The organism is Fusibacter tunisiensis (genome assembly GCF_016908355.1).
Taxonomy (GTDB): Bacteria; Bacillota; Clostridia; order Peptostreptococcales; family Acidaminobacteraceae; genus Fusibacter_D; species Fusibacter_D tunisiensis.
On the sequence record NZ_JAFBDT010000001.1, the window covers coordinates 17,620 to 39,822 of the forward strand.

A 22,203-nucleotide genomic window follows, 5' to 3' on the forward strand; every position below is an offset into this window, starting at 1 on the left:
AATCACATTTAAGGAGGTTCGACTTGAAAATTTCAGTTGTAGCGGCAGGAAGCTGGGGAACTGCCTTGTCCATGGTTTTAAATTCTAATGGACACAAGGTAACAGTCTGGGCGAGAAATGCCGATCATATAGAGACAATTCGTAAAACCAGACAAAATGAAAAGTATTTAAAAGGTATAAGATTAGACGAAAAAATTAATTTCACTTGCGATGCAGAGATGGCGCTAACTGATACCGATGTTGTTGTTTTTTCTGTTCCGAGTCAACATTTTCAAGATACTTTTCAAATGTTTTATGAAAAGGGCTTATTGACAAATCGGCAAGTTGTTGTCAATGTGTCCAAAGGCATTGATATGAATTCTTTAGAGACACCTTCACAAATTGCCTATAGAGTGTACCCTGAAGTTAGATTTGTGACTTTGTCGGGCCCATCTCATGCTGAAGAAGTGGCGCTTGAATTGCCTACAGCCCTTGTTGCAGCCTCAAAAAACAGAAATGATGCTGAACTTATACAAGATTTGTTTTCTAATGATTACATGAGGGTCTACACGAACCCTGATGTGATTGGCGTTGAAATTAGTGGGGCGTTAAAAAATATTATAGCACTTGGTGCTGGCATCAGTGATGGACTTGGATTCGGAGACAATGCAAAGGCGGCACTTATAACAAGAGGCATTAAGGAAATTTCTCAATTGGGATTGGCGCTTGGCGCAAAACCTGAAACGTTTAAAGGGCTTGCGGGCGTAGGAGACCTAATTGTAACGTGTACCAGTATGCACAGTCGAAATAGACGTTGCGGTATGCTTATTGGTCAGGGCCTTACCTTAAATGAAGCAGTCAAACAAATTGGAATGGTTGTTGAAGGTGCGTACACGGTTAAATCTGCTTATGCTTTGAGTCAAAGACATGGCATTGAGATGCCTATAACGGCTGAACTTTATAGAGTCTTATATGAAGATAAAAATGCTAAAACTGCAGTTTTGGACCTTATGACCAGACGTAAAAAACATGAAATGGACGAATACGCATCGAAAATTGAACCTTGGGATTAAGAGGCAGCGGTATGACACGAGTCAAAAACAAAAAGAAACATCGAAAAGTCAGATACGATCGTATTATTATGAGCCTCTTGTTTCTGGGCGGCCTCATTTATTTTGCTGTTAAACTTATTCTAGGATTTTTTGCAGATCAGCAGCTTACTTATACTGTTCAAGTTGACAGTTTGAATCTAGAAGATTCATATACAGCATTTATTTTGAGAAATGAATTGGTAGTTGATACTGAATTGACAGGAAAAATAAACTATATTGCTGAAGAGTCCAGTATAGTAAAGAAAAATCATCCAATTCTGGAAATTTACAACGATGGTGGCATTGTAACTTCTGAAACAATTAGTGAACGCGAACTAGACCGTAAAAAAATTCAGTTTGATTATACATCTTTGGAATATGAAATTGGGTCTTTAAAAGATCGGATTGAACTCAATCTCTTGAATAAAACTTATGGTGAAATTCCAGCACTTAAGCAAGAACTTATTTTAAAACAAACACGACTTGGAAAATTGAGAGTTGAAAATAAGTTTCTTTCAAATCGAGAAACCTCAAACGTGACACAAACAATAGGAAGTGGACACCTAACTGAAGGTGAAAAACGGACAGTCAGTGCTCCAGCCGAGGGTATTTTAACCTATCAAATTGATGGTTATGAATCGGTCTTAAAAGCCGATAATATTTACAATATTAGTTTTAAAGAACTCTCTGACTTGAAATTTGAGGAAACATCTACACGTACGGAAGTATCAAAGTCTCAGGTGCCTTTGTTTAAAATTGTAGACGTTTCTACGTATTATCTTTTATTTGAAATAGCAAAAGATGCCATTCAGACTTATGAAGACATACAAGATCTTGAAGTACATGTGGATCAAAAAGTTTTAAAAGCAGTTGTCCATGACGTCTATTCTGATCAAGATTCTGCAGTTGTTTTAATTAAATTACATGAGCCGTTTGATGATTTTCATTTAAACAGATGGCAGGATCTCAAGGTTGTGCGTCAAAATTATAGAGGTTTAAAAATTAAAGTTTCCTCTATCGTGACGCAAGAAGATCGGTTGGGTGTCTATAGTGTAGGACCTGATCGTCGTGTTTCATTTATACCAATTAAAGTGTTGGCATATGATTCAGAAAATGCCATTGTTTATAATGCGCAATTCTATGATCCAGAATTTGGGCTTGTTAGAACGATTTCTGTAGATCAAGAAGTGGTTATAGATTCTAAGGCTTTTAGGGAAGGAGATATTGTCCATGAGTGAGATTACCAAAGCAGCAAATGAAGATTATGCGTATCTTAAAGAAAATATTGAAACTTTGAATCAATCTATTGAGGCCGCTTGTAGAGATTCGGGCCGAAAGGTAGATGAGATTCATTTGATTGGTGTTACAAAGACTTATGAGCCAGATGTAATTAACGCTTCAATCCGCTATGGGATCCGCGAAATAGCAGAAAACAGAGTGCAAGAAATAACCAGAAAATTTGAGGCTATTTCTACAGATGTTGAGTGGCATCTTATTGGACATTTGCAAACAAATAAAGTAAAATATATCATAGATAAGGTAAAGCTTATTCACTCGGTTGACAGTCTTAAACTCGTTGAGGAGATTCAAAAAAGAGCAGCTCAAATTAACAAGGTGCAAGAAATTTTGATTCAAATAAACATTGCAGATGAAGAACAGAAATTTGGGATTCAACCTGATGACTTGCCTCAATTGTTGGAATCAATTTCAAAAATGAATTGTGTTAGAGTTGTTGGTCTTATGAACATTGCGCCTTTGGTTGAAAATGTTGAAAATTTAAGGGCGGATTTCAAGCAAATGAAACGATTGTTTGACGGATTGGAAGGACTTGGGTATTCAAATGTGAAATCTGAGTTTTTATCAATGGGGATGTCCAACGATTATAGAGTGGCTATTGAAGAAGGCAGCAACATGATTCGAGTTGGAACTGCTATTTATGGAAAACGCAATTACACAGGAGGATGCTAATGGGCGATAAATTTATTGACAAAATTAAATTTTTTTGGGGTGTAGATACGCAAGAAGAGGATGATACAACTGAAGATTTCTATGATGAATTAAAGCGAAAAGACCTGGAGGATCCAGAATATGCCGCGCAACAAGGAGAAACATATTCTGACCCTGTCAGTACTATTAAAACTTCTAACAAGGTTTTAAATATCCATTCGAATTCTCAACTTAATGTTGTGCTTTTTAGCCCTAAGAGTTTTGAAGAATCTACAACCATAGTAGATACTTTAAAAAGCAAACGCCCAGTGGTTATGAATATTTCTGAAGTGGATAAGGATTTGGCACGAAAGATATTTGACTTTTGTTCTGGTGCTTTATATGCAATTGATGGACATATTCAGCAAGTTTCAAAAGGAATTTTTGTTATGGCGCCTCAAAACGTGGACATAACAGGTGATGTGATGTTGAAAAAGGACCATTCTGAACCAGCAAGCTGGTTAAGAGAATAAAGCGACAGGAAGGATAAGACATGTTGGAACTTAGAATAACCATTTATTATTTTTTACAAGTGATTATGTACCTGATTTTTGCACGGGCACTTCTATCTTGGTTTATTAGGAATCCTCAAAATCCAATAATGAGTATACTCTTGGCATTGACGGAACCTATATTAAGTCCAATCAGAGCCCTGCTTTTTAAGCTGAAGATTGGTGGAAATATGATTGATTTCAGTCCTTTGGCTGCTTTGTTGTTGGTTCAATTGTTAAGTGCAATGGTATTGGGCTTATTCTAATGAATAAAAATACAGTCTTAAAGCAATATGCCGCCTTTTTGGATGAAGACGGTATTTTTTTAAAAACATTAGATTTACTGATACGTAGTGACTTATATTATGAAGCTTCAATGACTGATTTTATCACGCCGGATATGGCGTATGCTTTTAATCAGATTGCAAGTCAATATACCGAACTCAATCTTATGCCCTTTGGTGTATTTGAAGGCGCTGAACGGGTGAGACTTTGTTTTTATCCTGAATTTTCAGAGCCTTGTGATGTCAATGCGTTTATTGCTTTGCTTGAGTTTGAATACAATGATAAGTTCAATACTCTGGCACATAAAGATGTGTTAGGGGCTTTGATGGGGCTCGGCATTCAAAGAAATCGGGTTGGTGATATTGTTCTATCGGGTTCAAAAATTCAAATGGCTGTTGACTGTGAGCTTGAAACATATATTTTGGCACATCTAGACCAAATTGGACGTGCAGGTGTTAGTGGAAACCGTATTCCACTTGATATGAAGTTTGAAAAAGATTTAAAATTAATTCGGCGGGAAGGCACTGTAAAGTCTTTGCGATTGGATGCACTTATTGCACTTGCAATGGGTATTTCTCGTAGTGAAGCACAAAAATGCATTGCTTCAGAATCGGTTAAGGTCAATTATAAAGTGTGTGAACAGACTGCACAGGTGTTGAAACAAGGTGATTTGGTTTCTGTAAGGAAAAAAGGCCGTTTTATTCTTGAGGAAATTTCGGGTGTAACCCGTAAAGACCGTATACGTGTAAGCTTATCATTTTATTCAAGATAACGAGTAGGGGGGGATAGAGATGTTAACACCACTTGACATACAAAACAAACATTTTTCAAAAGTGATTCGTGGGTTTAGTGAAACAGAAGTTGAACAATTTTTAGCAGATATCGTAAAGAGTATGGAAGATTTAATTCAGACGAACATTGACACAACTGCCCAAAATGCACAGCTGGAAAGAGAAATTTCCAAGTATCAAGCAATGGAAAAAACAATCCATGATGCTGTGGTTTTGGCTCAAAAGACTTCGGATGATTTGATTCATTCTGCAAATGAAAAAGCAAAATATATTGTTGAACGGGCTGAAGATCAAGCTAAAAAAACAATCAATGATGCAAATACTGAAGTTATCGAAGTTTTAAAGCGCCATGAAGCAGCAAAAATGGTTTTAAAGGCCTTTCAAACAAAGTTTAAGGTTTTGCTTGAATCAGAACTTAAATTGGTAGATGAAATGATTATAAATGCAGAGAAAGAATAATGATTGACGTTGCAGAAGTCATACGTTATAATATTTTACAAATGTAATTGTCAAAGCAAGGATTGGGAAGAGTATCTTGAAACAGATTCCAAGAGAGCCTGTGGTTGGTGAAAACAGGTGAATCGTTCAAGTGAAAATCACCCATAGTTATCGGTGTGAAATTTTAGTAGCGCTGGTCGGTTTCAAACCGTTATCATGATTAGAGAGGCACTAAATTGTGCAACTTGGGTGGTACCGCGAAGTTATTCGTCCCATGGCTTATGCTGTGGGATTTTATTTTTTTTGAAAAAACAATTATGAAAGGATGTATTCAATGAGTTATAAGGAATTGAGCAAAGGCGTAGTTTCAGATCATGAAAAGCAAATACGCACTTATTGGGAAGATATTGATTTGTTGAAGCTCAGTATTGATTCTCGTGAGGGTAAGGAACCCTTTATATTCTATGAAGGCCCGCCAACTGCAAATGGACGTCCGGGAATTCATCACGTATTGGCCAGAGCATTAAAAGATGCAGTCTGCAGATACAAAACGATGCAAGGCTATCAAGTTAAGCGTAAAGCTGGATGGGATACTCATGGACTGCCTGTTGAGATTGAAGTGGAAAAGAAATTAAATCTTAATGACAAGTCTCAAATTGAAGCGTATGGCATCGAGAATTTTAACCATCAGTGCAAAGCATCTGTTTTTGAATACGAAGACACTTGGCGTGAAATGACTAAAAAGATGGCATATCTCATTGACTTGGATCATCCATACATTACTTTAGAAAACAATTATATTGAAAGTGAATGGTGGATTTTAGACAAATTCTTTAAAGAGGGCTATATTTATGAAGGCCATAAAATCTTGCCATACTGTCCAAGATGTGGAACTGGTCTTGCATCCCATGAAGTTGCACAAGGTTATCAAGAAATAAAAACAGTTACTGTTTATGTAAAGTTTAAACGAAAAGGCTATGATGAATACTTTTTAGTATGGACAACAACACCTTGGACACTTGCCTCCAATGTGGCACTTACCGTTAATGCCAATGAAACTTATGTAAAAGTGCGTCATAACGATACGGTTTATTATGTTGAAAAGAATCTCGCCCCTCAAGTTTTGGAGGGAGATTATGAAGTGCTGGAAGAAATGAAGGGTAAATCTCTTGAATATATGGAGTATGAACAATTAATGCCGTTCATTGCCGTAGACAAGAAAGCATTTTTTGTGACGTGTGCGGATTATGTTACTGTTGAAGATGGAACTGGTATTGTCCACACGGCACCTGCTTTTGGTGAAGATGATTACAATACAGGGGTTAGGTATAATTTGCCAGTAATCCAGCCTGTGGATGAAGAAGGACGCTATACTGAAACCCCTTGGAAGGGACAGTTTGTTATGGATGCCGATCCTGAAATTGTAAATTGGCTCGGTGAAAATGGCATTCTTTATCGAAAGCAAAAAATGGACCACAATTACCCGCATTGCTGGCGGTGTAGAACCCCACTTTTGTACTATGCAAAACCAAGCTGGTATATTGAAATGACAAAATTAAAAGATCAGTTGATTGCCAATAACAACAGTGTTAATTGGTTCCCAGACTATGTTGGAGAGAAAAGATTTGGAAATTGGCTAGAGAATTTAAATGACTGGGCGATTTCAAGAAGTCGATACTGGGGGACGCCGTTAAATATTTGGCGCTGTGACTGTGGTCATTTATCGTCAGTTGGCTCTCGTGAAGAACTTAAGGATAGAGCAATAGAAGACATAGACATTGACATTGAACTCCACCGTCCATATGTGGATGATGTTCACTTGACTTGTGATAAGTGTGGTGGCGTTATGACAAGAGTCCCCGATGTTATAGATTGTTGGTTTGACAGTGGTGCAATGCCTTTTGCACAACACCATTATCCTTTTGAAAACAAGGAATCTTTTGACAGTTTGTATCCTGCTGACTTTATTTGTGAAGGCATCGATCAAACGAGAGGCTGGTTTTATTCTCTAATTGCCATCAGCACGTTTGTGATGGGAAAAGCACCTTATAAAAATGTTTTGGTAAATGATCTTGTACTGGATAAACATGGCAAAAAAATGTCAAAATCTAGAGGCAACACGGTTGACGCTTTTAAATTACTAGATTCATATGGCGCAGATGTTGTTAGATGGTATTTGTATTATGTTTCTCCTGCGTGGACGCCAACTAAGTTTGATGAGGATGGTCTGGCAGAAGTGGCATCGAAGTTTTTTGGAACTTTCAAAAATGTGTACAATTTCTTCACGCTCTACGCAAACACAGATGGTATAAATGTTTTAGAGTTTGATGTTCCTGAAACGGACAGATCAGAACTAGACCAATGGATTTTATCCAAACTTCACACTTTGATTAAAGGTGTTCAGTTGGATTTGGAAGTTTTTGATTCTACAAAAGCGGTTCGTAAAATTCAGGAATTTGTTAGTGAAGACCTTTCAAATTGGTATATTAGACGTTCTAGAAGACGTTTTTGGGATTCAGAGTTAAGTTTGGATAAGAAGTCGGTCTACAAAACAACTTATGAAGTTTTGGTTGCTGTGAGTCAATTGGCTGCGCCTTTTGCACCTTACTTATCTGAGGAAATATATCGAAATCTAACAGGTGAAGTATCCGTTCATGTAAGTCATTACCCTCAAATAAATGAAACTCTGATTCAGCCACGTATTGAAGATAGAATGGACTTGGTACGTGATTTGGTAACGCTTGGAAGGGCTGCGCGTGAATCCGTGAAAATAAAAGTGAGACAACCTATTGCAGAAGTGATTGTGGATGGCAAGCATGAGGATTTAATTGGTGACTTGGTTCCATTGATTGAAGAAGAACTGAACGTAAAACATGTGAAATTTACAAGCGATCTTCCTGAATATATGAATTTCATGTTGAAACCAAACTTCAAAGTTTTAGGTCCGATTCTTGGAAACCAAATGGGACAATTTTCAAAAGCTTTAGGTAAATTAGATCCTCAAGTATACGCAATGCGTTTTGAAGCAGGTGAAACAGTTGAATTGGATTTAGGAGATGAACGCTTCATAGCAGACAGTTCACATGTTCTTATTAACATCACAGCGAAAGAAGGATTTACGGTAAAAATGGAAAATAACCGTTTTATTATCTTGGATACCCATCTTTCAGATGCGCTGATTGATGAGGGGTATGCGCGTGAAATGATTTCAAGAATTCAACAAATGCGTAAAGCAAATGATTATGAAATGATGGATCAGATTAAAATTTATTATCGTGCACCAGAGGCATTTGGTAAAGCAGTTCAGAAGCACGCTGATTACATCCTTTCTGAAACTTTGGGTGTTGATTTAATTCAAGATTCAGACCAATCATATGAAACATTTAACTTAAATGGACATGATGTAGACTTGTATTTGGAAAAGAACGCGTGATTATTTAGCAGGTAGAATTTTAAATTCTGCCTGCTTTTTTTCTATTTTGTGATTGAAAACGCAAATTCAGCCAATATATAAAATATAAGAGACGAGGGGAGGCGAACAAGTTGAAAACTAGAAATTATATTGAAGACAATGTCGATCAAATGACTAAGGACCTAATTGATTTTATCGGAATCCCCAGTGTTATTGATGAAATGGATTCAAATAAACCATTTGGGGAGGCAATTGATAGGGCCTTGAAATGGGTACTGAATCAATTTGAGGCAATTGGTTTTAAAACGTACTATGATCCAGAAGGGTATTATGGATATGCCGATTATGGTGAAGGCAGGGAAATGCTTGGTATTCTTACGCATGTTGATGTTGTCCCCGGTGGCATTGAATCACACTGGACATATGGTCCGTTTAAAGGCACTTTGGCAGGAGGTCGGTTGTACGGAAGAGGTGTTTTGGATGACAAGGGACCTATCGTATCTGTATTGTACGCAATGAAGGCGCTTATTGCTATGGAGGTTCCATTTAACAAGCGGCTTCGCATAATCATTGGTACAGACGAAGAAAATCAATGGCGGGGCATCTACAGGTATCTCAAGCGTGAAGAAAAACCAGATTTTGGGTTTACACCAGATGCTTCTTTTCCCGTTCAATTTGCTGAAAAAGGACTTTTGCAAGTAAGGTTAAAAAGCACAAGTAAAACAGATGTTAGAATAAAGGGTGGATATGCTATGAATTCTATTCCGGAATCTTGTGTTTATCATGGTAATCATATCTATAAACTTGAAAAACAACTTAAAAAAATGGGATTTGATCATGAAATAGAAGGCGAAGAACTCTACGTTATTGGAAAAAGTGCACATTCTTCAAAGCCTCAAATGGGTGTAAATGCAGTTATGCGAATGGCAATGGCAGCTTATGACATTGGGATTGAATCACCAATTCTTTCATTTTTATATGATAAGATTGGCTTCACATTTCATGGTGAAACCATGTTTGGAAAGTGTGTAGATGCTTACTCAGGTGACCTTACAGTATCAGTCAACCAATTGGATATGGGCGCACATGGGGGCGTGATTGGTCTTGATATTCGAATACCAGTTACCATAGATAAAAAATTTATTGCTGAAGGCATTAAGCGGACGGCTCAAAAGTATGGTCTGGTTTATGATGAACTGGATTTTTTGCCACCCGTTTTCTTGCCCGACACTCATCCAATGATTCAAACACTTCGAGCAGTATATGAAGAAGAAACGAATTTAGATGGTACACCAATTTCCAGTGGTGGTGCAACGTATGCACGTGCTTTGGACAACACTGTTGCTTTTGGTCCGCTTTTTCCTGGAATGCCAAAACTTGTGCATCAGGCAGATGAATACATGGACGTAAAGGCGTTTGTTAAGTGTACACAAATTTATGCCAAAGCGATAGAAAGGTTGGTTCTATGATTAAAAATTATGTTCTTGATACGAATGTTATGATACACGACCCTGAATGTTTTTATAAGTTTGAAGACAACCATGTTATTATTCCCATTATTTGTATTGAGGAGCTGGATAAACTAAAATCTAGAGACGGATTGGTGGGCTACCAGGCGAGAAGTGCGGCGCGTGAGCTTTCAATTATTCGGAAAATGGGAAGCCTTTCTGAGGGCGTAAAACTAGAGGGAGGTGGTACGGTACGAATTGAGTTAAACCATTTAGATTTTAATACGTTGCCAGATGGATTGGACACGTCAAAAAATGACACACGCATATTAGCGGTGGTAAAAAAACTTCAGGAAATATATGCGCCAACACAAACGATTTTAGTCACTAAAGATTTATATATGGCCATTAAAGGTGATGCGATAGGCATTGAGATTCAAGATTATCAAAATGATAAAGTCACAGCGGATGAACTTTATAAAGGCTATCGAGATATTCAACTCACCAGTGATGAAATTGATGCCATATATAGTGGTGGGTTACAGTTTCAACTAGAAGGTCTGAATCCTAATGAATTCCTACATGTGAAAAGTTCAACGCGGGAATCTCATGAAGTATTGGCACGATTTGATGGTGAAAAATTAGTGCCACTTAAGTATGTCAATGAAGTCTCTTGGGGATTATCGCCGATTAACAGAGAACAAAAAATGGCATATGAACTTTTGATGGATCCGAACATTCATTTTGTTTCAATTACTGGAGGTGCTGGATCAGGGAAAACAATTTTGGCCACTGCTGTCGCTTTACAAAAAGTTATTGAGATGGGGCAATATCGTCGGATTGTGTTTGTTAGACCTGTTGTACCAGCAGGAAATGATATTGGATATTTGCCTGGCACAGAGGAAGAAAAACTTAGACCTTGGATGGGGAGCTTTTATGACGCCATTGAAAATCTTGTGGATCAAAAGATAGTGAAAAAACAAAAAGACACACCAGGCAAAGGTCACCACGTGGTATACAGTGAGAAACCTGAATTCAGTGTAGATGATTTTATTGAACAATATCGTCGATATGGCGTTATTGAAACGAAAACGTTTACCTATATGCGGGGAAGAACGTTAACGGATGCGCTTGTAATTGTAGACGAAGCTCAAGAAATCACACCTCATTTAGCCAAACTCATGCTTACAAGAGCAGGCTTTGGATCTAAATTTGTTTTTATTGGAGACCCGAGCGACAATCAAATTGACAATGTTTTAGTGGATGCAAAATCCAACGGTCTTGTCTATACAGTTGAAAAAATGAAACACTCTGTCTTATCAGGACATGTGACATTAAAACGTGTTGAAAGAAGTCCTCTTGCGGAGCTGGCGGAAGGGGCAATGTAAAAAAATAAAGGCCCTCTTTTCAGGTCAAGAAGTCCTCAAAAGATTTTCGTCACTTGCCAAAAATCTTCCTGCGGATTGACCATCAAAGAGGGCCTTTATTTTTTTTAGAAATGTAACCTCTTTTCAGGTCAAGAAGTCCTCAAAAGATTTTTGTCACTTGCCAAAAATCTTCCTGCGGATTGACCATCAAAGAGGGCCTTTAATTTTAGTGAAAGGCTACAATTTTATCTGCATAGAGGTGTAGAACATCAAAATGAAGGTTATATTTAACATTATTTTCATTATCAATAAAAGAAGAGTTGGCGCGATAGACATTTTTTATTATAATTAAGTTGGTTTCTTCTTCATTGAGTGAAATTTCGGATGCTGTAAATTTCATAGAAGAAAACCAATTGTCAGATACGATTTCGATGTTTTCTTTAAGTAAAATCATCCATCCAAGGCCTTCGACATAAAATTCAATTGTATTTTTGTCCGTTTCTGAATAGTACTTGTAAAAAGCACGTCCCTTGTTGATCCATTTATCTTGCATGGGAAGCCTCCTTGTTTTTTTATAGTATTATTTTATCGCTTTGGCATGGAAGTTGCAAATAAGATTTAAGAAAACATCACTAAAATTTAAAGGAGGAAGAAAATGAGACTCGAAGGAAAAGTAGCAATTGTAACAGGTGGCGCGCAGGGAATAGGCCGTTCAATCTGTGAGACTTTTGCAAAGGAAGGTGCTAAAGTTGTTGCGGTAGATATGTCTGATTTGGCATACACATGTGAAAATGTAAAGGGATACATTTTAAACGTTACAAATCGTCCAGAAGTTGAACAGTTTGCGAAAAACATTGTAAGCGAATACGGACACATTGATATTTTAGTTAACAATGCTGGCATTACCAGAGATGCTCTAATTCATAAAATGACTGAAGACATGTGGGATGCAGTTATTAATGTTAACTTAAAGGGCGTTTTCAACATTACTCAAGCAGTAGCGCCACAAATGATTGAGCAGAAAAAAGGATCCATTATAAATATTGCTTCTGTTGTAGGGGAATATGGAAACATTGGACAGTCCAATTATGCAGCTACAAAAGCAGGTGTTATTGCGCTTGCAAAAACTTGGGCAAAAGAATTTTCAAGAAAAGGTGAAGCGGTTCGTGTTAATTCAGTAGCGCCTGGTTATGTAAACACTGAAATGATGCAAACTGTTCCAGATAAAGTTTTGGATCCAATTCGTGCGAAAACGATGCTTGGCAGACTGGGAGAACCTCAAGAAATAGCAAATGCTGTATTGTTCTTAGCAAGTGACGAATCATCTTTTGTTACAGGACATAATCTTTCGGTAAATGGTGGATTAAGACTTTAGGGGGTAATATGTCAAAAACAATTGCGCAAATTCAATTAGGCGATACTGCTGAATTTTCAAAAACCATTACAGAGTATGATGTCTATGCTTATGCAGGGGTGAGTGGTGATTTTAATCCGGCACACATCAATGCGGTTGAAGCTGAAAAGGGCATGTTCAAAGAACGAATAGCACACGGCATGCTCTCAGCTGGTCTTATTTCTGCAGTTTTGGGAAATCAACTTCCTGGTCCAGGCACTATTTATATGGGCCAAGAGTTGAAGTTCCTTAGACCTGTAAAATTTGGAGATACCATTACAGCCAAAGTTGAGGTTATTGAGAGAATTGAAGAGAAAAATCGATTGATTTTAAGAACCTATTGTACCAACCAAAATGGTGATATCGTTATTGATGGTAAAGCAACAGTAATGCCACCGAAATAGGGAAAAACCTCAACGGCTAATCTTTATTGAGCTGTTGAGGTTTTTTAATTTTTGACACGATTAAGATAGGGCTTTATTAATCTGAAAATTGAAGTGGCCAGTACGATACCACATGCAATTGAAATTGCAACAAAAAGCGATTCTGCTCCTGTCGTTAAAGCGTTCTGGAAGTCTTGGTTAACAATGTGGTACATTGTGTAATAAATGCCATACCCAGGAACAAAGGGTATAATGCCAGGAATAATATATAAGGTTGCAGGATGTCTTTGAATAGAGGCTAGAATTTCGCCAATAAAACCGACGCATATTGAGCCAATTAATGCTGGAACAATAAAACTTGCGCTTGAATTTTGAAGTCCGTAGTATAAAATCCATCCAATCATGCCATTGATGCTGGCAATTACAATGAGTTTTCTGGGAAGGTTGAAGATTACAGAAAAGCCAACCACACAGAAGAAAGAATAGAGTGCTTGAAATAACAATTCCATTAAAGCCTCCTAAATATGACCTAGAATGAGTTGAAGTACCATACCGACACCGAAGGCAAGGGCTATGGCGATGAAAAGCGCTTCCATAATTTTAGCACTCCCAGCCAATAGTTCGCCTGAAATCAAGTCTCGTATGCCGTTAGTTAATGAGACCCCAGGAACTAAAGTCATGAGCGGTCCAATAATAACCATGTTATAATCAGGGTGATAGCCAAAAAGTGTCGCTAGAAAAATTCCCAAAAAACTTAAAAGAGATAAGGAGAGGCCTCCAAAAATATTTTTTATAAAGAAATTTAATTCAAGTTTACTGAGATGATCCCATGTAAATAGGGTCAAAGAAGACGCAAAATAGGAAATTAGAAATTCAAGGCGTGTGCCACCAAAGAGAAAAACAAAAAAACCACCAGCCATGCCTCCAAAAAAGTAGCGTGCGCGGTTTGAGAAAATAGGTGGTGTTTTGAAATTTGCCAATAATGCTTCAGCATCATCCAGACTCATGTCAGAGGCACTGAACTCTCTTGCAAATGTATTGGCCCGGTCAATAATTTCCAGATCAATACCTTTTGGTGTTACCCGATAGAGTTTGGTTACGGTTTCATTTTCAAAATCAACACTTACAATAATACCTGTAGGGATAACAAAAACATTGACTGGAAGATGCAGTCGGTTTTCGGTCATACGTTTAACAGTATCTTCAACCCGATAAGTTTCTGCCCCATTTATAAGCATAGTTTTACCAGTTTCAACTGATATTGTGAGTATACGTTTGGATTTAGTATTCATAAAAAAGTCCTTCTTTAAAAGTTATAAGTCATTATAACAGAAAAATAGTCTTTTTTTAAAGATGAATATTTGATAAAATCATTATAAATCCTAAAGAATGGAGACTGTTATGGATGAAATAATCCGTTTAATATGTGATGAGGATGGCATCCGACTAGATGTTTACCTAGGAAATGCGATTTCGTCACATTCTAGAAGCTATATGCAAAAATTAATTTCTGAGGGACATGTGGCGTTAAATGGCCACCCGTGTGGCATCAAAAAACAAATATTAAATAAAGGGGATCTTGTTGATGTTGTGATTCCAGATGCTGAACTTTTAGATGTAGTTGCGGAGGATATAGCCCTTGACATTATATATGAAGACCAAGATTTAATGGTTGTCAACAAACCACAGGGAATGGTCGTCCACCCAGCTCCAGGCAATTACTCTGGTACTTTGGTCAATGCGCTAATGAACACTTCTGACCGCTTATCGTCAATTAATGGCGTAATTAGACCTGGAATTGTACACAGAATAGACAAAGATACATCCGGGCTTCTGATGGTTGCAAAAAATAACCATGCCCATGAATTTCTTGCAGACCAACTAAAGGCAAAAACAACACTTAGAGTTTACTGGGCAATTGTAAATGGCCAAATGAAGGAAACGGCAGGGACAATAGACGCCCCAATTGCAAGGCATCCTGTGGATCGAAAAAAAAATGCGATACGTCAAGATGGCAGAAATGCTGTAACACATTTTGAAGTATTGGAACGTTTCAAATTTCATACTTTGGTTGCTTTGAAACTTGAAACTGGGAGGACACATCAGATTAGGGTTCACATGGCCTCAATAGGTTACCCGCTAGTGGGCGATCCTGTTTATGGCCTAAAAAATGAAAAAGTAAAACATGTAGGACAATTGTTACATGCAAAAAAATTAGGCTTTATGCATCCGTCTACTGGTCAATGGATGGAATTTGATTCTGAGTTGCCTGATTATTTTGTTCGGGTTTTGGAAAAGTGTAGGGCATTGTAATTAGGAGGTATCAATGGAATTTAAAGCGAAATTAATGGATGATAAAGCGATGGATCGTTCTTTAACGCGATTGGCACATGAAATCATTGAAAAAAATAAGGGCGTTGATCGGTTGGTACTCTTGGGCATCAAATCAAGAGGCCTGCCCATTGCAAAAAGACTATCAGAGAAGATTCAAAAAATTGAAGGTTCTGTTTTACCTGTGGGCGAGCTGGACATTACACTTTATCGCGATGATCTAAGCAAACGCACAGATGTTCCAGATGTAAAAGAGTTATCTATAGGGTTTGAAATCAATGATAAGATTGTTATACTAGTTGATGATGTGATTTTTACGGGAAGGACTGTAAGGGCAGCTATGGATGCAGTTATGGACTATGGTAGGCCTGGATCGATTCAACTTGCGGTTTTGGTCGATAGAGGCCACCGTGAGTTACCAATAAGGGCGGATTATGTTGGAAAAAATATTCCAACTTCTAGAAAAGAAATTGTGAAAGTAAAAATTGAAGAGATGGATGGCGTCAGTGAAATTAGCATTTATCAAGGCGATTAAAAAAACTTCAGTCCAAGTTATATGGACTGAAGTTTTCTATTTTATTTCTTTGTAATCAATTTCTTCCACATCATCTGAATCAATATTTATGATGACCCGGCCTCTTGGGCCTGAATAGGCGTGGCTTTTAAAAAAGGCTTTTTGTTTCCTAATGATGAGTGTTTTTCCAAGGAAAAAAACCACAAGTCCAATGATTGTAATCATAATTCCTAAAATCATAACCACTGTTGCAAGGGCAGCTTTTGAATTAATAACTGCGAATACACCAAGTAGAATGAGAATAATTGAAGAGATTACTGCTTTTTCCTTACCTTCTCCTCGTGTTTTAAAAAACATAATCATACCATTTGTTCCTGAAATTATACACCCAAGCCCAATAATCATTAAAACGTTTTCGGGTCTGATAAACGCATAAAAACTGAGGATTAAAACTGCAGCACTGGCAATAATACTTAATTTACTACCACTGACAAGCGCGAAAGTAAAACTGTAAAAGCCAATCATTAAAAAGATGAAAGTAATCACTCTAATGGCTAAGGTGCCAATAAAGCTTGGAAAAGCCATAAAGAGCAAACCGGTTATGGAAATAATCAAACCGATGATTTGAAACAGATTCATTTTTCTAAAAAGAGTCATGATACACCAACCTTTAGCATTCATTGTTCACACTAACAGTGTTAGTATAATTGAAAAATATGAATAGAGTATTAACAAATAACCATCCTAATCATAAACTTTATCCATGACCAGATCTTTGAAGTAATATCGAGAATCTATTAAGGCATTGCTATATAGCCATCTGACAACTTCAACCATTGCAGATTCATCTGGTCGAATGGCAGACAAATCACTTAAAAGGGCATCAAGGCTTTGCTTATGCTCTTGAGTATACCATTCTTGATTCACAAGAATCAAAGTTGCGAACAAAGTGCTTTCTGAATTAAAGTGAAGCGTATCGGGGGCGTAATCCACTGTATTTTCAAGGTGTCCATAGTCTAAATTTAAAGCCAATTCTCTTGAGTCCCTGGCCATCATGGGCGAAAAGTTTTTCCAGAGTTGATTGGTTTCTATAAAATACAAGGCTGGAAGTTCACTTATGTAGCCAATTTGAGGCGTCTCTGTGGCTTCTGGCAATGGACCGTGAAGGCCATATGATGAAGGAATCATTCCTATTGCCCGGTATTGATGAAGCGTCTTGTAATTATAAATGTAATTAAAACTATCCATTAAAACAATATCAGGCGAACGCTCATATATGACGCCTAAAAGTGCCCGCGTATTAGGCGCATGTATCCAGTTGGTTAAGTCAGATGTTTCTATAGTTTCTATGGATGCAAGGACTGGAGAATCAGAAGGTATTATTTGTTTTTGTATATTTAGTCCAGCCCCAATTGTCACCAATAATACAGCGGATATTAATAGCGCTTTCACATTAGTCCTCCTTAGAAATTAGAGTTTTTAGGGCTGCCTCATCTGGTGTAATATAAAGTGTTTTGTTATGCGTGTAGATGACCATTCCGGGCTTTGCGCCATTGGGCTTAGTAACATATCTAACAAAAGTGTAGTCTACAGGTACATTTTCTGAAGCACGCGCATTGGAATAATATGCTGCAAGCATGCCTGCTTCTTCAAGTGTTCTTTCAGGTGGTTCTTGTCCTTCTGTACGAATGATTACATGTGATCCAGGAATAATTTTGGTGTGCAGCCATATGTCTTTGTTTGACGCTATTTTTGTGGTTAGATAATCATTTTGCATATTGTTTTTGCCAACGAATATTGCATAACCATCTGAAGATCGAAACTGTCTATAGCCTTGTTTTTTGGAGTCTTTTTTTCGCCCTTTGTATTGACGGCTTTTAATAATGCCTTGTTCGGCAAGCTCTTGTCTGATTTCTTGAATGGTTTTGCTGTCTTCGCTGAGCTCCAATTGTGAGAGTATGCTGTCTAAATACTGGATATCCCACTGTGTGGCATCAATTTGAACTGCAAGTTCTTCTAAAGCAGTTTTTGATTTCGCATATTTTTTAAAGTAAAGTTGTGCGTTTTGAGTGGCATCAAGCCTGACGTCAAGGTCAATTGTCACGGGTTCAGGTGGATCCATATAATAATTTAGGAGTTCAATTTTATTGGTTCCTTTTTGAATTTGATATATATTTGCAAGAATGAGTTCACCTGCAACTTTATAATGATCTGCATTCTCCGCAGAATCAAGCTCTAAACGGAGCTTTTGAAGTTTTGATTTAGCCCGGTCCCTTTTAATCAAAATTGATTTCTTAAGGTCAGCAGTGCGTTGGTGAATTTTGAGCGCCAGATTTCTTTCGGTGTAAAATTTTTCAGTTGCATGTGCAAGACTTTCAAAAGTTTTATACTCAAAAGCTTCATGTAAATCCGGGATAAAATAAAAATCTTGCATGATATTATGAGAATCATAATAAATATAGCCGCAATGATTTGAAGTTTTAAGCAGGGTTTCAATTTTTTTAATCTGGTTTGTAAGAGTTATAAGGTGGTCTTGAGTGAGTTCGGCGCGTTTTAAATCATGAAAAATCCCGGATTGAGTCAGAAGATATTTGGCTATGGTTGGGCTAAAGCCTTCTATAGTCGAATAGAGCGCCTTAAGAATAGGCATTTCGCTTGGTAATGTCATTAAGTGTTCTTGCCAGTTACCAGATAAAGGGACTTTGTTAGATTGAATCTGTTCGTAACGAAGGCCCGGGAGCACGCTTCTAATACGGCTCATATCTGGGCTAATACGTTTTATGCTGTCAATAATAACGCCGTCTTCACGGGTTACAATAATGTTGGAGTGCTTGCCCATGATTTCAATGATAATATTTTTAAGTTCTAAATCGCCCAACTCATTTTTGGAAAGTATTTCTAAAATTGCAATCCGTTCGTGCCTAATTTGATAAAACCGATTGATTTTTCCATTGGTTAAATGTTTGCGCATTAGCATGCAAAACATTGGTGGGTTATCGGGATTCTCCCGACGTTCTTCAGTTAAGGAAAAATATGGGATAGACGCATCAACGGATATAAAAAAAGAAAAGTTTATGCCGCCACTTCTGATTTTAAGGGTTAATTCGTCCTTTTCAGGTTGGTGAATTTTATCAATTCGACCCCCTTGTATTTTTAAATTTATTTCTTCAATTAATTTATGCATCAGTAGACCGTCAAAAGCCATGATTACCTCCGAAGTTGTGAATTATGCTTTAAAGTATACCACTAACATGTGGGAAATAAAAGGCCTGTTCGCCTTGATAATCTTTGAGTGTTTGTGTTATAATTTAATGATGTCAAGCACATGGAGGAAATGAATGATCTATAGTATGACTGGATTTGGACGCGGTGAGTTTAGCAGTGGTGTTTTTGATGTTACTGTTGAGATGAGAGCCGTCAACAATAGATACTGTGATATTGTTGTGAAGATGCCTAAGAAATTAACGGTATTTGAGGAACGAATTAAATCAAAAGTTAAATCTGAATTGTCTAGGGGACGTGTTGATGTCTATATCAACCTTGAAGAAACATCACATGACAATTATGCGGTAAAAGCCAATTATGAGATATTGGATCGATTTGTGGAAGTGTACAGATCAATATCAGAGCGCTATGATTTGAAAGATGATGTCTCTTTGGCTTTACTTTCAAGAGTTCAAGATGGTATTGAGGTATCTTATGAAGACCGTGACGAAGCTGAATTTTGGAATGCCATTGAACCGGCATTGACAGATGCGCTTAAACATCTGATGGAGATGCGGTCAATTGAAGGTCAGCAACTTAAGATCGATGTCCTTCAAAAAATTGCCAATATAAAAGAAAATCTTGAAAAATTATCTGAATACGCACCCCTTATTGTGTCTACCTATCGCAAAAAAATAACAGATCGAATCGAAGAGCTTTTGTCCGACATGAATGCTGAAATTGATGCGTCTCGCATTGCCAATGAAATTGCCATTTTTTCGGATAAAACAAATATCAATGAAGAAATTGTTAGAATCCACTCGCATTTAGAGCAAATCGAGCGTATTTTAGAGACAGACGTTCCAGTTGGGCGAAAACTAGATTTTTTGATTCAAGAATTAAATCGGGAAGTCAATACAATTGGTTCAAAATCACCAGATTCAGAAATTTCCACGCTTGTCATTGAATTGAAGAGCGATTTGGAACAAATTCGAGAACAAATTCAAAATATAGAGTGAGGTTATTGAATGAATCAAAAAGGATTGCTGATCATTGTTTCGGGGCCTAGTGGTGCTGGAAAAGGAACACTTTGTAAATCTCTTTTAAAAAGGGATTCAAGTTTGATTGTTTCCGTTTCTGCAACCACAAGATTACCACGAGATGGTGAAGTTGATGGTGTCAGCTATCATTTTTATGAAAAAGAAGATTTTTTGAATCGTATTGAAGCAAATGGATTTTTGGAATATGCCAAAGTTTATGACAATTATTATGGCACACCTAAAGATTTTGTTATAGATCATATTTCAAGAGGTGAAAACGTACTTCTTGAAATTGATATACAAGGTGCGATTCAAGTGAAGCAAAAATATCCTGAAGGTGTATTTGTATTTGTTTTACCACCTTCTATGAAAACCTTAAGGGACCGAATTGTGGGACGGGGTTCTGAAACACCCGAATCACTTGAAAAACGTATGTCATGTGCCATGAATGAGATAGAAAGTATCAGACACTATGATTATTTTGTTGTAAACGATCAGGTAGAGTGGGCAACAGATCAACTTCAAGCCATCTTGCTTGCTGAAAAATGCCGCGTTCGATCTGATATTTCTGAAGTTGTTTTAAAATTTAAGGAGGAAAAACAAAATGTTAAATCCGTCGATTGATGACTTGATTGAAAAAACTGGGAACCGATATGCACTTTGCATTCTTGCCGCAAAACGTGCAAGACATTTAATTGAAAAACACGAGGCAGATGAAGAAGAAGAAATGATTATGAAACCACTTTCAGTTGCCATAGAAGAAATTATGGCTGATGAAATCGAAGCTTTTATACCAGAGCCACCAAAAGATCGTATCTAAGTGGGTTAGGAGTGATGAAATGCTGACCGGTAAAAATATTGTTGTAGGTATAACTGGCGGCATTGCCGCATACAAAGCGGCTGATGTTGTGAGTCGTTTGAAGAAATTAGGCGCAAATGTCTACTGTATAATGACTGAAAACAGTACAGAATTCGTAAACCCTTTGACTTTCCAGTCAATTTCGCAAAACTATGTGGTTACCAATATGTTTGATGATCCTAAAACATGGGATGTTGAACACATTTCACTTGCTAAACGGGCCGATTTGTTTTTAATCGTACCGGCGACTGCCAATAGTATTGGAAAAATTGCATCTGGAATTGCCGACGATATGTTGACCACAACTGTTATGGCCACAGAGGCGCCAGTTTATTTTGCACTTGCAATGAACACCAAAATGTATCAAAATCCAATTGTTCAAAAGAATATTGAATTTCTAAAACAAATGGGCTACTATTTTGTAGATCCGGAGTCTGGTCGCCTTGCATGTGGTGATGTTGGTGCTGGAAAACTGGCTAATCCTGAAGATATTGTACAAAAAGTGTGCGATCATTTTACGAAATCTTTTAAGTTGGCTGGGAAAAAAGTTCTGATTACAGCGGGGGCTACGCGCGAGCCAATAGATCCAGTGCGATATATTTCAAATAGAAGCAGTGGACGTATGGGGTATGCAATTGCTCAAAAAGCTTTAGATGAAGGTGGAAGTGTTGTGCTTATTACAGGGCCTACACATCTTGTTCCGCCCCAAGGCGCCGAGGTTATTCGCGTAGAAACAACAGCAGAAATGTATGAAGCGGTTATGGAAAACTTGGATTCAGATGTTATCATAAAAGCAGCAGCCCCATCAGATTATAAACCTGAAATTTTTTCAAAAGAAAAAATAAAAAAAAGCGATTCGCAAATGGCTATGAATTTTACCAAGAATCCTGATATTTTAAAGGCTGTGGGTGAGCTGAAGACGCATCAAATACTGGTTGGCTTTGCAGCTGAAACAGAACACGTAGAGGCTTATGCCAAGAAAAAACTCTTGGAAAAGAATTTGGATTTTATAGTTGCGAATAATGTTGGCCTTCCGGGTGCAGGATTTGATGTAGATACAAATATAGTTACTTTTTTTGAAGACAATGGGCGTATGACGTCTTATGATCTTATGGGAAAAGATGAAGTCGCTGATTTGATTGTTCAAAGAGTCGTTGAAAGGCTTCAATTAAAAGATAACGAACTATAAGA

The 22,203-nt window shown here is 37.4% G+C and carries 24 protein-coding genes and 1 other annotated feature; of the genes, 18 read left to right on the top strand and 6 right to left on the bottom strand.

The features are described from left to right. Positions 1-23: 23 nt before the first annotated feature. From JOC49_RS00095 to JOC49_RS00140, 10 genes are all read left to right on the top strand, one after another. Positions 24-1,052 (top strand): NAD(P)H-dependent glycerol-3-phosphate dehydrogenase, encoded by a 1,029-nt coding sequence (locus JOC49_RS00095; RefSeq protein WP_279381176.1) that lies wholly within the window; start codon positions 24-26, stop codon positions 1,050-1,052. Between the two features lie 11 nt (positions 1,053-1,063). Then, positions 1,064-2,308 carry an HlyD family efflux transporter periplasmic adaptor subunit gene (locus tag JOC49_RS00100; RefSeq protein ID WP_204661009.1) on the top strand — a complete coding sequence of 415 codons (1,245 nt, stop codon included), beginning with the start codon at positions 1,064-1,066 and terminating at the stop codon, positions 2,306-2,308. Continuing rightward, on the top strand, positions 2,301-3,038 hold the full coding sequence (locus tag JOC49_RS00105) for a YggS family pyridoxal phosphate-dependent enzyme (RefSeq protein WP_204661011.1): 738 nt from the start codon (positions 2,301-2,303) through the stop codon (positions 3,036-3,038). Before JOC49_RS00100 ends, JOC49_RS00105 begins: the two co-directional genes overlap by 8 nt. After that, positions 3,038-3,529 carry a cell division protein SepF gene (locus JOC49_RS00110; protein WP_204661014.1) on the top strand — a complete coding sequence of 164 codons (492 nt, stop codon included), beginning with the start codon at positions 3,038-3,040 and terminating at the stop codon, positions 3,527-3,529. Before JOC49_RS00105 ends, JOC49_RS00110 begins: the two co-directional genes overlap by 1 nt. 20 nt (positions 3,530-3,549) lie before the next feature. Beyond that, on the top strand, positions 3,550-3,813 hold the full coding sequence (locus JOC49_RS00115; protein WP_204661016.1) for a YggT family protein: 264 nt from the start codon (positions 3,550-3,552) through the stop codon (positions 3,811-3,813). Next, positions 3,813-4,604 (top strand): YlmH family RNA-binding protein, encoded by a 792-nt coding sequence (locus JOC49_RS00120; protein ID WP_204661018.1) that lies wholly within the window; start codon positions 3,813-3,815, stop codon positions 4,602-4,604. Before JOC49_RS00115 ends, JOC49_RS00120 begins: the two co-directional genes overlap by 1 nt. A gap of 19 nt (positions 4,605-4,623) precedes the next feature. After that, positions 4,624-5,082, top strand: a complete 459-nt coding sequence (locus tag JOC49_RS00125; protein ID WP_204661020.1) for a DivIVA domain-containing protein — start codon at positions 4,624-4,626, stop codon at positions 5,080-5,082. Between the two features lie 49 nt (positions 5,083-5,131). Beyond that, positions 5,132-5,339: a binding site (T-box leader), on the top strand. 56 nt (positions 5,340-5,395) lie between these two features. Beyond that, positions 5,396-8,494: an isoleucine--tRNA ligase gene (ileS, locus tag JOC49_RS00130; RefSeq protein ID WP_204661022.1), complete on the top strand. Its 3,099-nt coding sequence runs from the start codon at positions 5,396-5,398 to the stop codon at positions 8,492-8,494. Between the two features lie 110 nt (positions 8,495-8,604). Beyond that, a complete protein-coding gene (locus tag JOC49_RS00135) occupies positions 8,605-9,942 on the top strand; it encodes a Sapep family Mn(2+)-dependent dipeptidase (protein WP_204661024.1) in 1,338 nt (445 codons plus the stop codon). Then, entirely contained in the window at positions 9,939-11,309 is a 1,371-nt protein-coding gene (locus tag JOC49_RS00140; RefSeq protein ID WP_204661026.1) for a PhoH family protein, read from the top strand. Before JOC49_RS00135 ends, JOC49_RS00140 begins: the two co-directional genes overlap by 4 nt. A 205-nt stretch (positions 11,310-11,514) precedes the next feature. On the opposite strand, the gene JOC49_RS00145 is transcribed toward JOC49_RS00140, so the two are convergent. Further along, positions 11,515-11,841, bottom strand: coding sequence for a hypothetical protein (locus JOC49_RS00145; RefSeq protein WP_204661028.1), 327 nt, complete (start codon positions 11,839-11,841; stop codon positions 11,515-11,517). A 102-nt stretch (positions 11,842-11,943) separates the two neighbouring features. Here JOC49_RS00145 and JOC49_RS00150 point away from each other — a divergent pair, with 102 nt between their 5' ends. Further along, positions 11,944-12,663 (top strand): beta-ketoacyl-ACP reductase, encoded by a 720-nt coding sequence (locus JOC49_RS00150; RefSeq protein WP_204661030.1) that lies wholly within the window; start codon positions 11,944-11,946, stop codon positions 12,661-12,663. A gap of 8 nt (positions 12,664-12,671) precedes the next feature. Continuing rightward, positions 12,672-13,085: a MaoC family dehydratase gene (locus tag JOC49_RS00155; protein WP_204661031.1), complete on the top strand. Its 414-nt coding sequence runs from the start codon at positions 12,672-12,674 to the stop codon at positions 13,083-13,085. A gap of 44 nt (positions 13,086-13,129) precedes the next feature. On the opposite strand, the gene JOC49_RS00160 is transcribed toward JOC49_RS00155, so the two are convergent. Beyond that, positions 13,130-13,573 carry a threonine/serine exporter family protein gene (locus JOC49_RS00160; protein WP_204661032.1) on the bottom strand — a complete coding sequence of 148 codons (444 nt, stop codon included), beginning with the start codon at positions 13,571-13,573 and terminating at the stop codon, positions 13,130-13,132. Between the two features lie 9 nt (positions 13,574-13,582). Beyond that, positions 13,583-14,356, bottom strand: coding sequence for a threonine/serine exporter family protein (locus tag JOC49_RS00165; protein WP_204661033.1), 774 nt, complete (start codon positions 14,354-14,356; stop codon positions 13,583-13,585). A 109-nt stretch (positions 14,357-14,465) separates the two neighbouring features. On the opposite strand from JOC49_RS00165, the gene JOC49_RS00170 reads away from it, so the two are divergent. Further along, positions 14,466-15,377 carry an RluA family pseudouridine synthase gene (locus JOC49_RS00170; protein ID WP_204661034.1) on the top strand — a complete coding sequence of 304 codons (912 nt, stop codon included), beginning with the start codon at positions 14,466-14,468 and terminating at the stop codon, positions 15,375-15,377. A 13-nt stretch (positions 15,378-15,390) separates the two neighbouring features. Further along, positions 15,391-15,930 (top strand): bifunctional pyr operon transcriptional regulator/uracil phosphoribosyltransferase PyrR, encoded by a 540-nt coding sequence (pyrR, locus tag JOC49_RS00175; protein WP_204661035.1) that lies wholly within the window; start codon positions 15,391-15,393, stop codon positions 15,928-15,930. Between the two features lie 36 nt (positions 15,931-15,966). On the opposite strand, the gene JOC49_RS00180 is transcribed toward pyrR, so the two are convergent. The 3 genes from JOC49_RS00180 to JOC49_RS00190 form a co-directional block, all read right to left on the bottom strand. After that, entirely contained in the window at positions 15,967-16,566 is a 600-nt protein-coding gene (locus JOC49_RS00180) for an NfeD family protein (RefSeq protein ID WP_204661036.1), read from the bottom strand. A gap of 87 nt (positions 16,567-16,653) precedes the next feature. Next, on the bottom strand, positions 16,654-17,361 hold the full coding sequence (locus tag JOC49_RS00185) for a hypothetical protein (protein ID WP_204661037.1): 708 nt from the start codon (positions 17,359-17,361) through the stop codon (positions 16,654-16,656). Position 17,362: 1 nt separating this feature from the next. Then, complete coding sequence (locus JOC49_RS00190) at positions 17,363-19,114, bottom strand: Rqc2 family fibronectin-binding protein (protein ID WP_204661039.1); 1,752 nt, start codon at positions 19,112-19,114, stop codon at positions 17,363-17,365. 133 nt (positions 19,115-19,247) lie between these two features. Between JOC49_RS00190 and JOC49_RS00195 the strand changes: the two genes are divergently transcribed. Genes JOC49_RS00195 through coaBC form a run of 4 tightly spaced genes read left to right on the top strand, consistent with a single transcriptional unit; the run spans position 19,248 to position 22,201 of the window. Then, the gene (locus tag JOC49_RS00195; protein ID WP_204661041.1) at positions 19,248-20,132 is read left to right on the top strand and encodes a YicC/YloC family endoribonuclease; all 885 of its coding nucleotides are present in this window, start codon (positions 19,248-19,250) and stop codon (positions 20,130-20,132) included. Positions 20,133-20,141: 9 nt separating this feature from the next. Further along, positions 20,142-20,777 (top strand): guanylate kinase, encoded by a 636-nt coding sequence (gene gmk / locus JOC49_RS00200; RefSeq protein ID WP_204661043.1) that lies wholly within the window; start codon positions 20,142-20,144, stop codon positions 20,775-20,777. Continuing rightward, positions 20,758-20,973 carry a DNA-directed RNA polymerase subunit omega gene (rpoZ, locus tag JOC49_RS00205; RefSeq protein WP_204661045.1) on the top strand — a complete coding sequence of 72 codons (216 nt, stop codon included), beginning with the start codon at positions 20,758-20,760 and terminating at the stop codon, positions 20,971-20,973. Before gmk ends, rpoZ begins: the two co-directional genes overlap by 20 nt. Before the next feature lie 19 nt (positions 20,974-20,992). Next, the gene (gene coaBC, locus JOC49_RS00210) at positions 20,993-22,201 is read left to right on the top strand and encodes a bifunctional phosphopantothenoylcysteine decarboxylase/phosphopantothenate--cysteine ligase CoaBC (RefSeq protein WP_204661046.1); all 1,209 of its coding nucleotides are present in this window, start codon (positions 20,993-20,995) and stop codon (positions 22,199-22,201) included. Positions 22,202-22,203 lie beyond the last annotated feature (2 nt).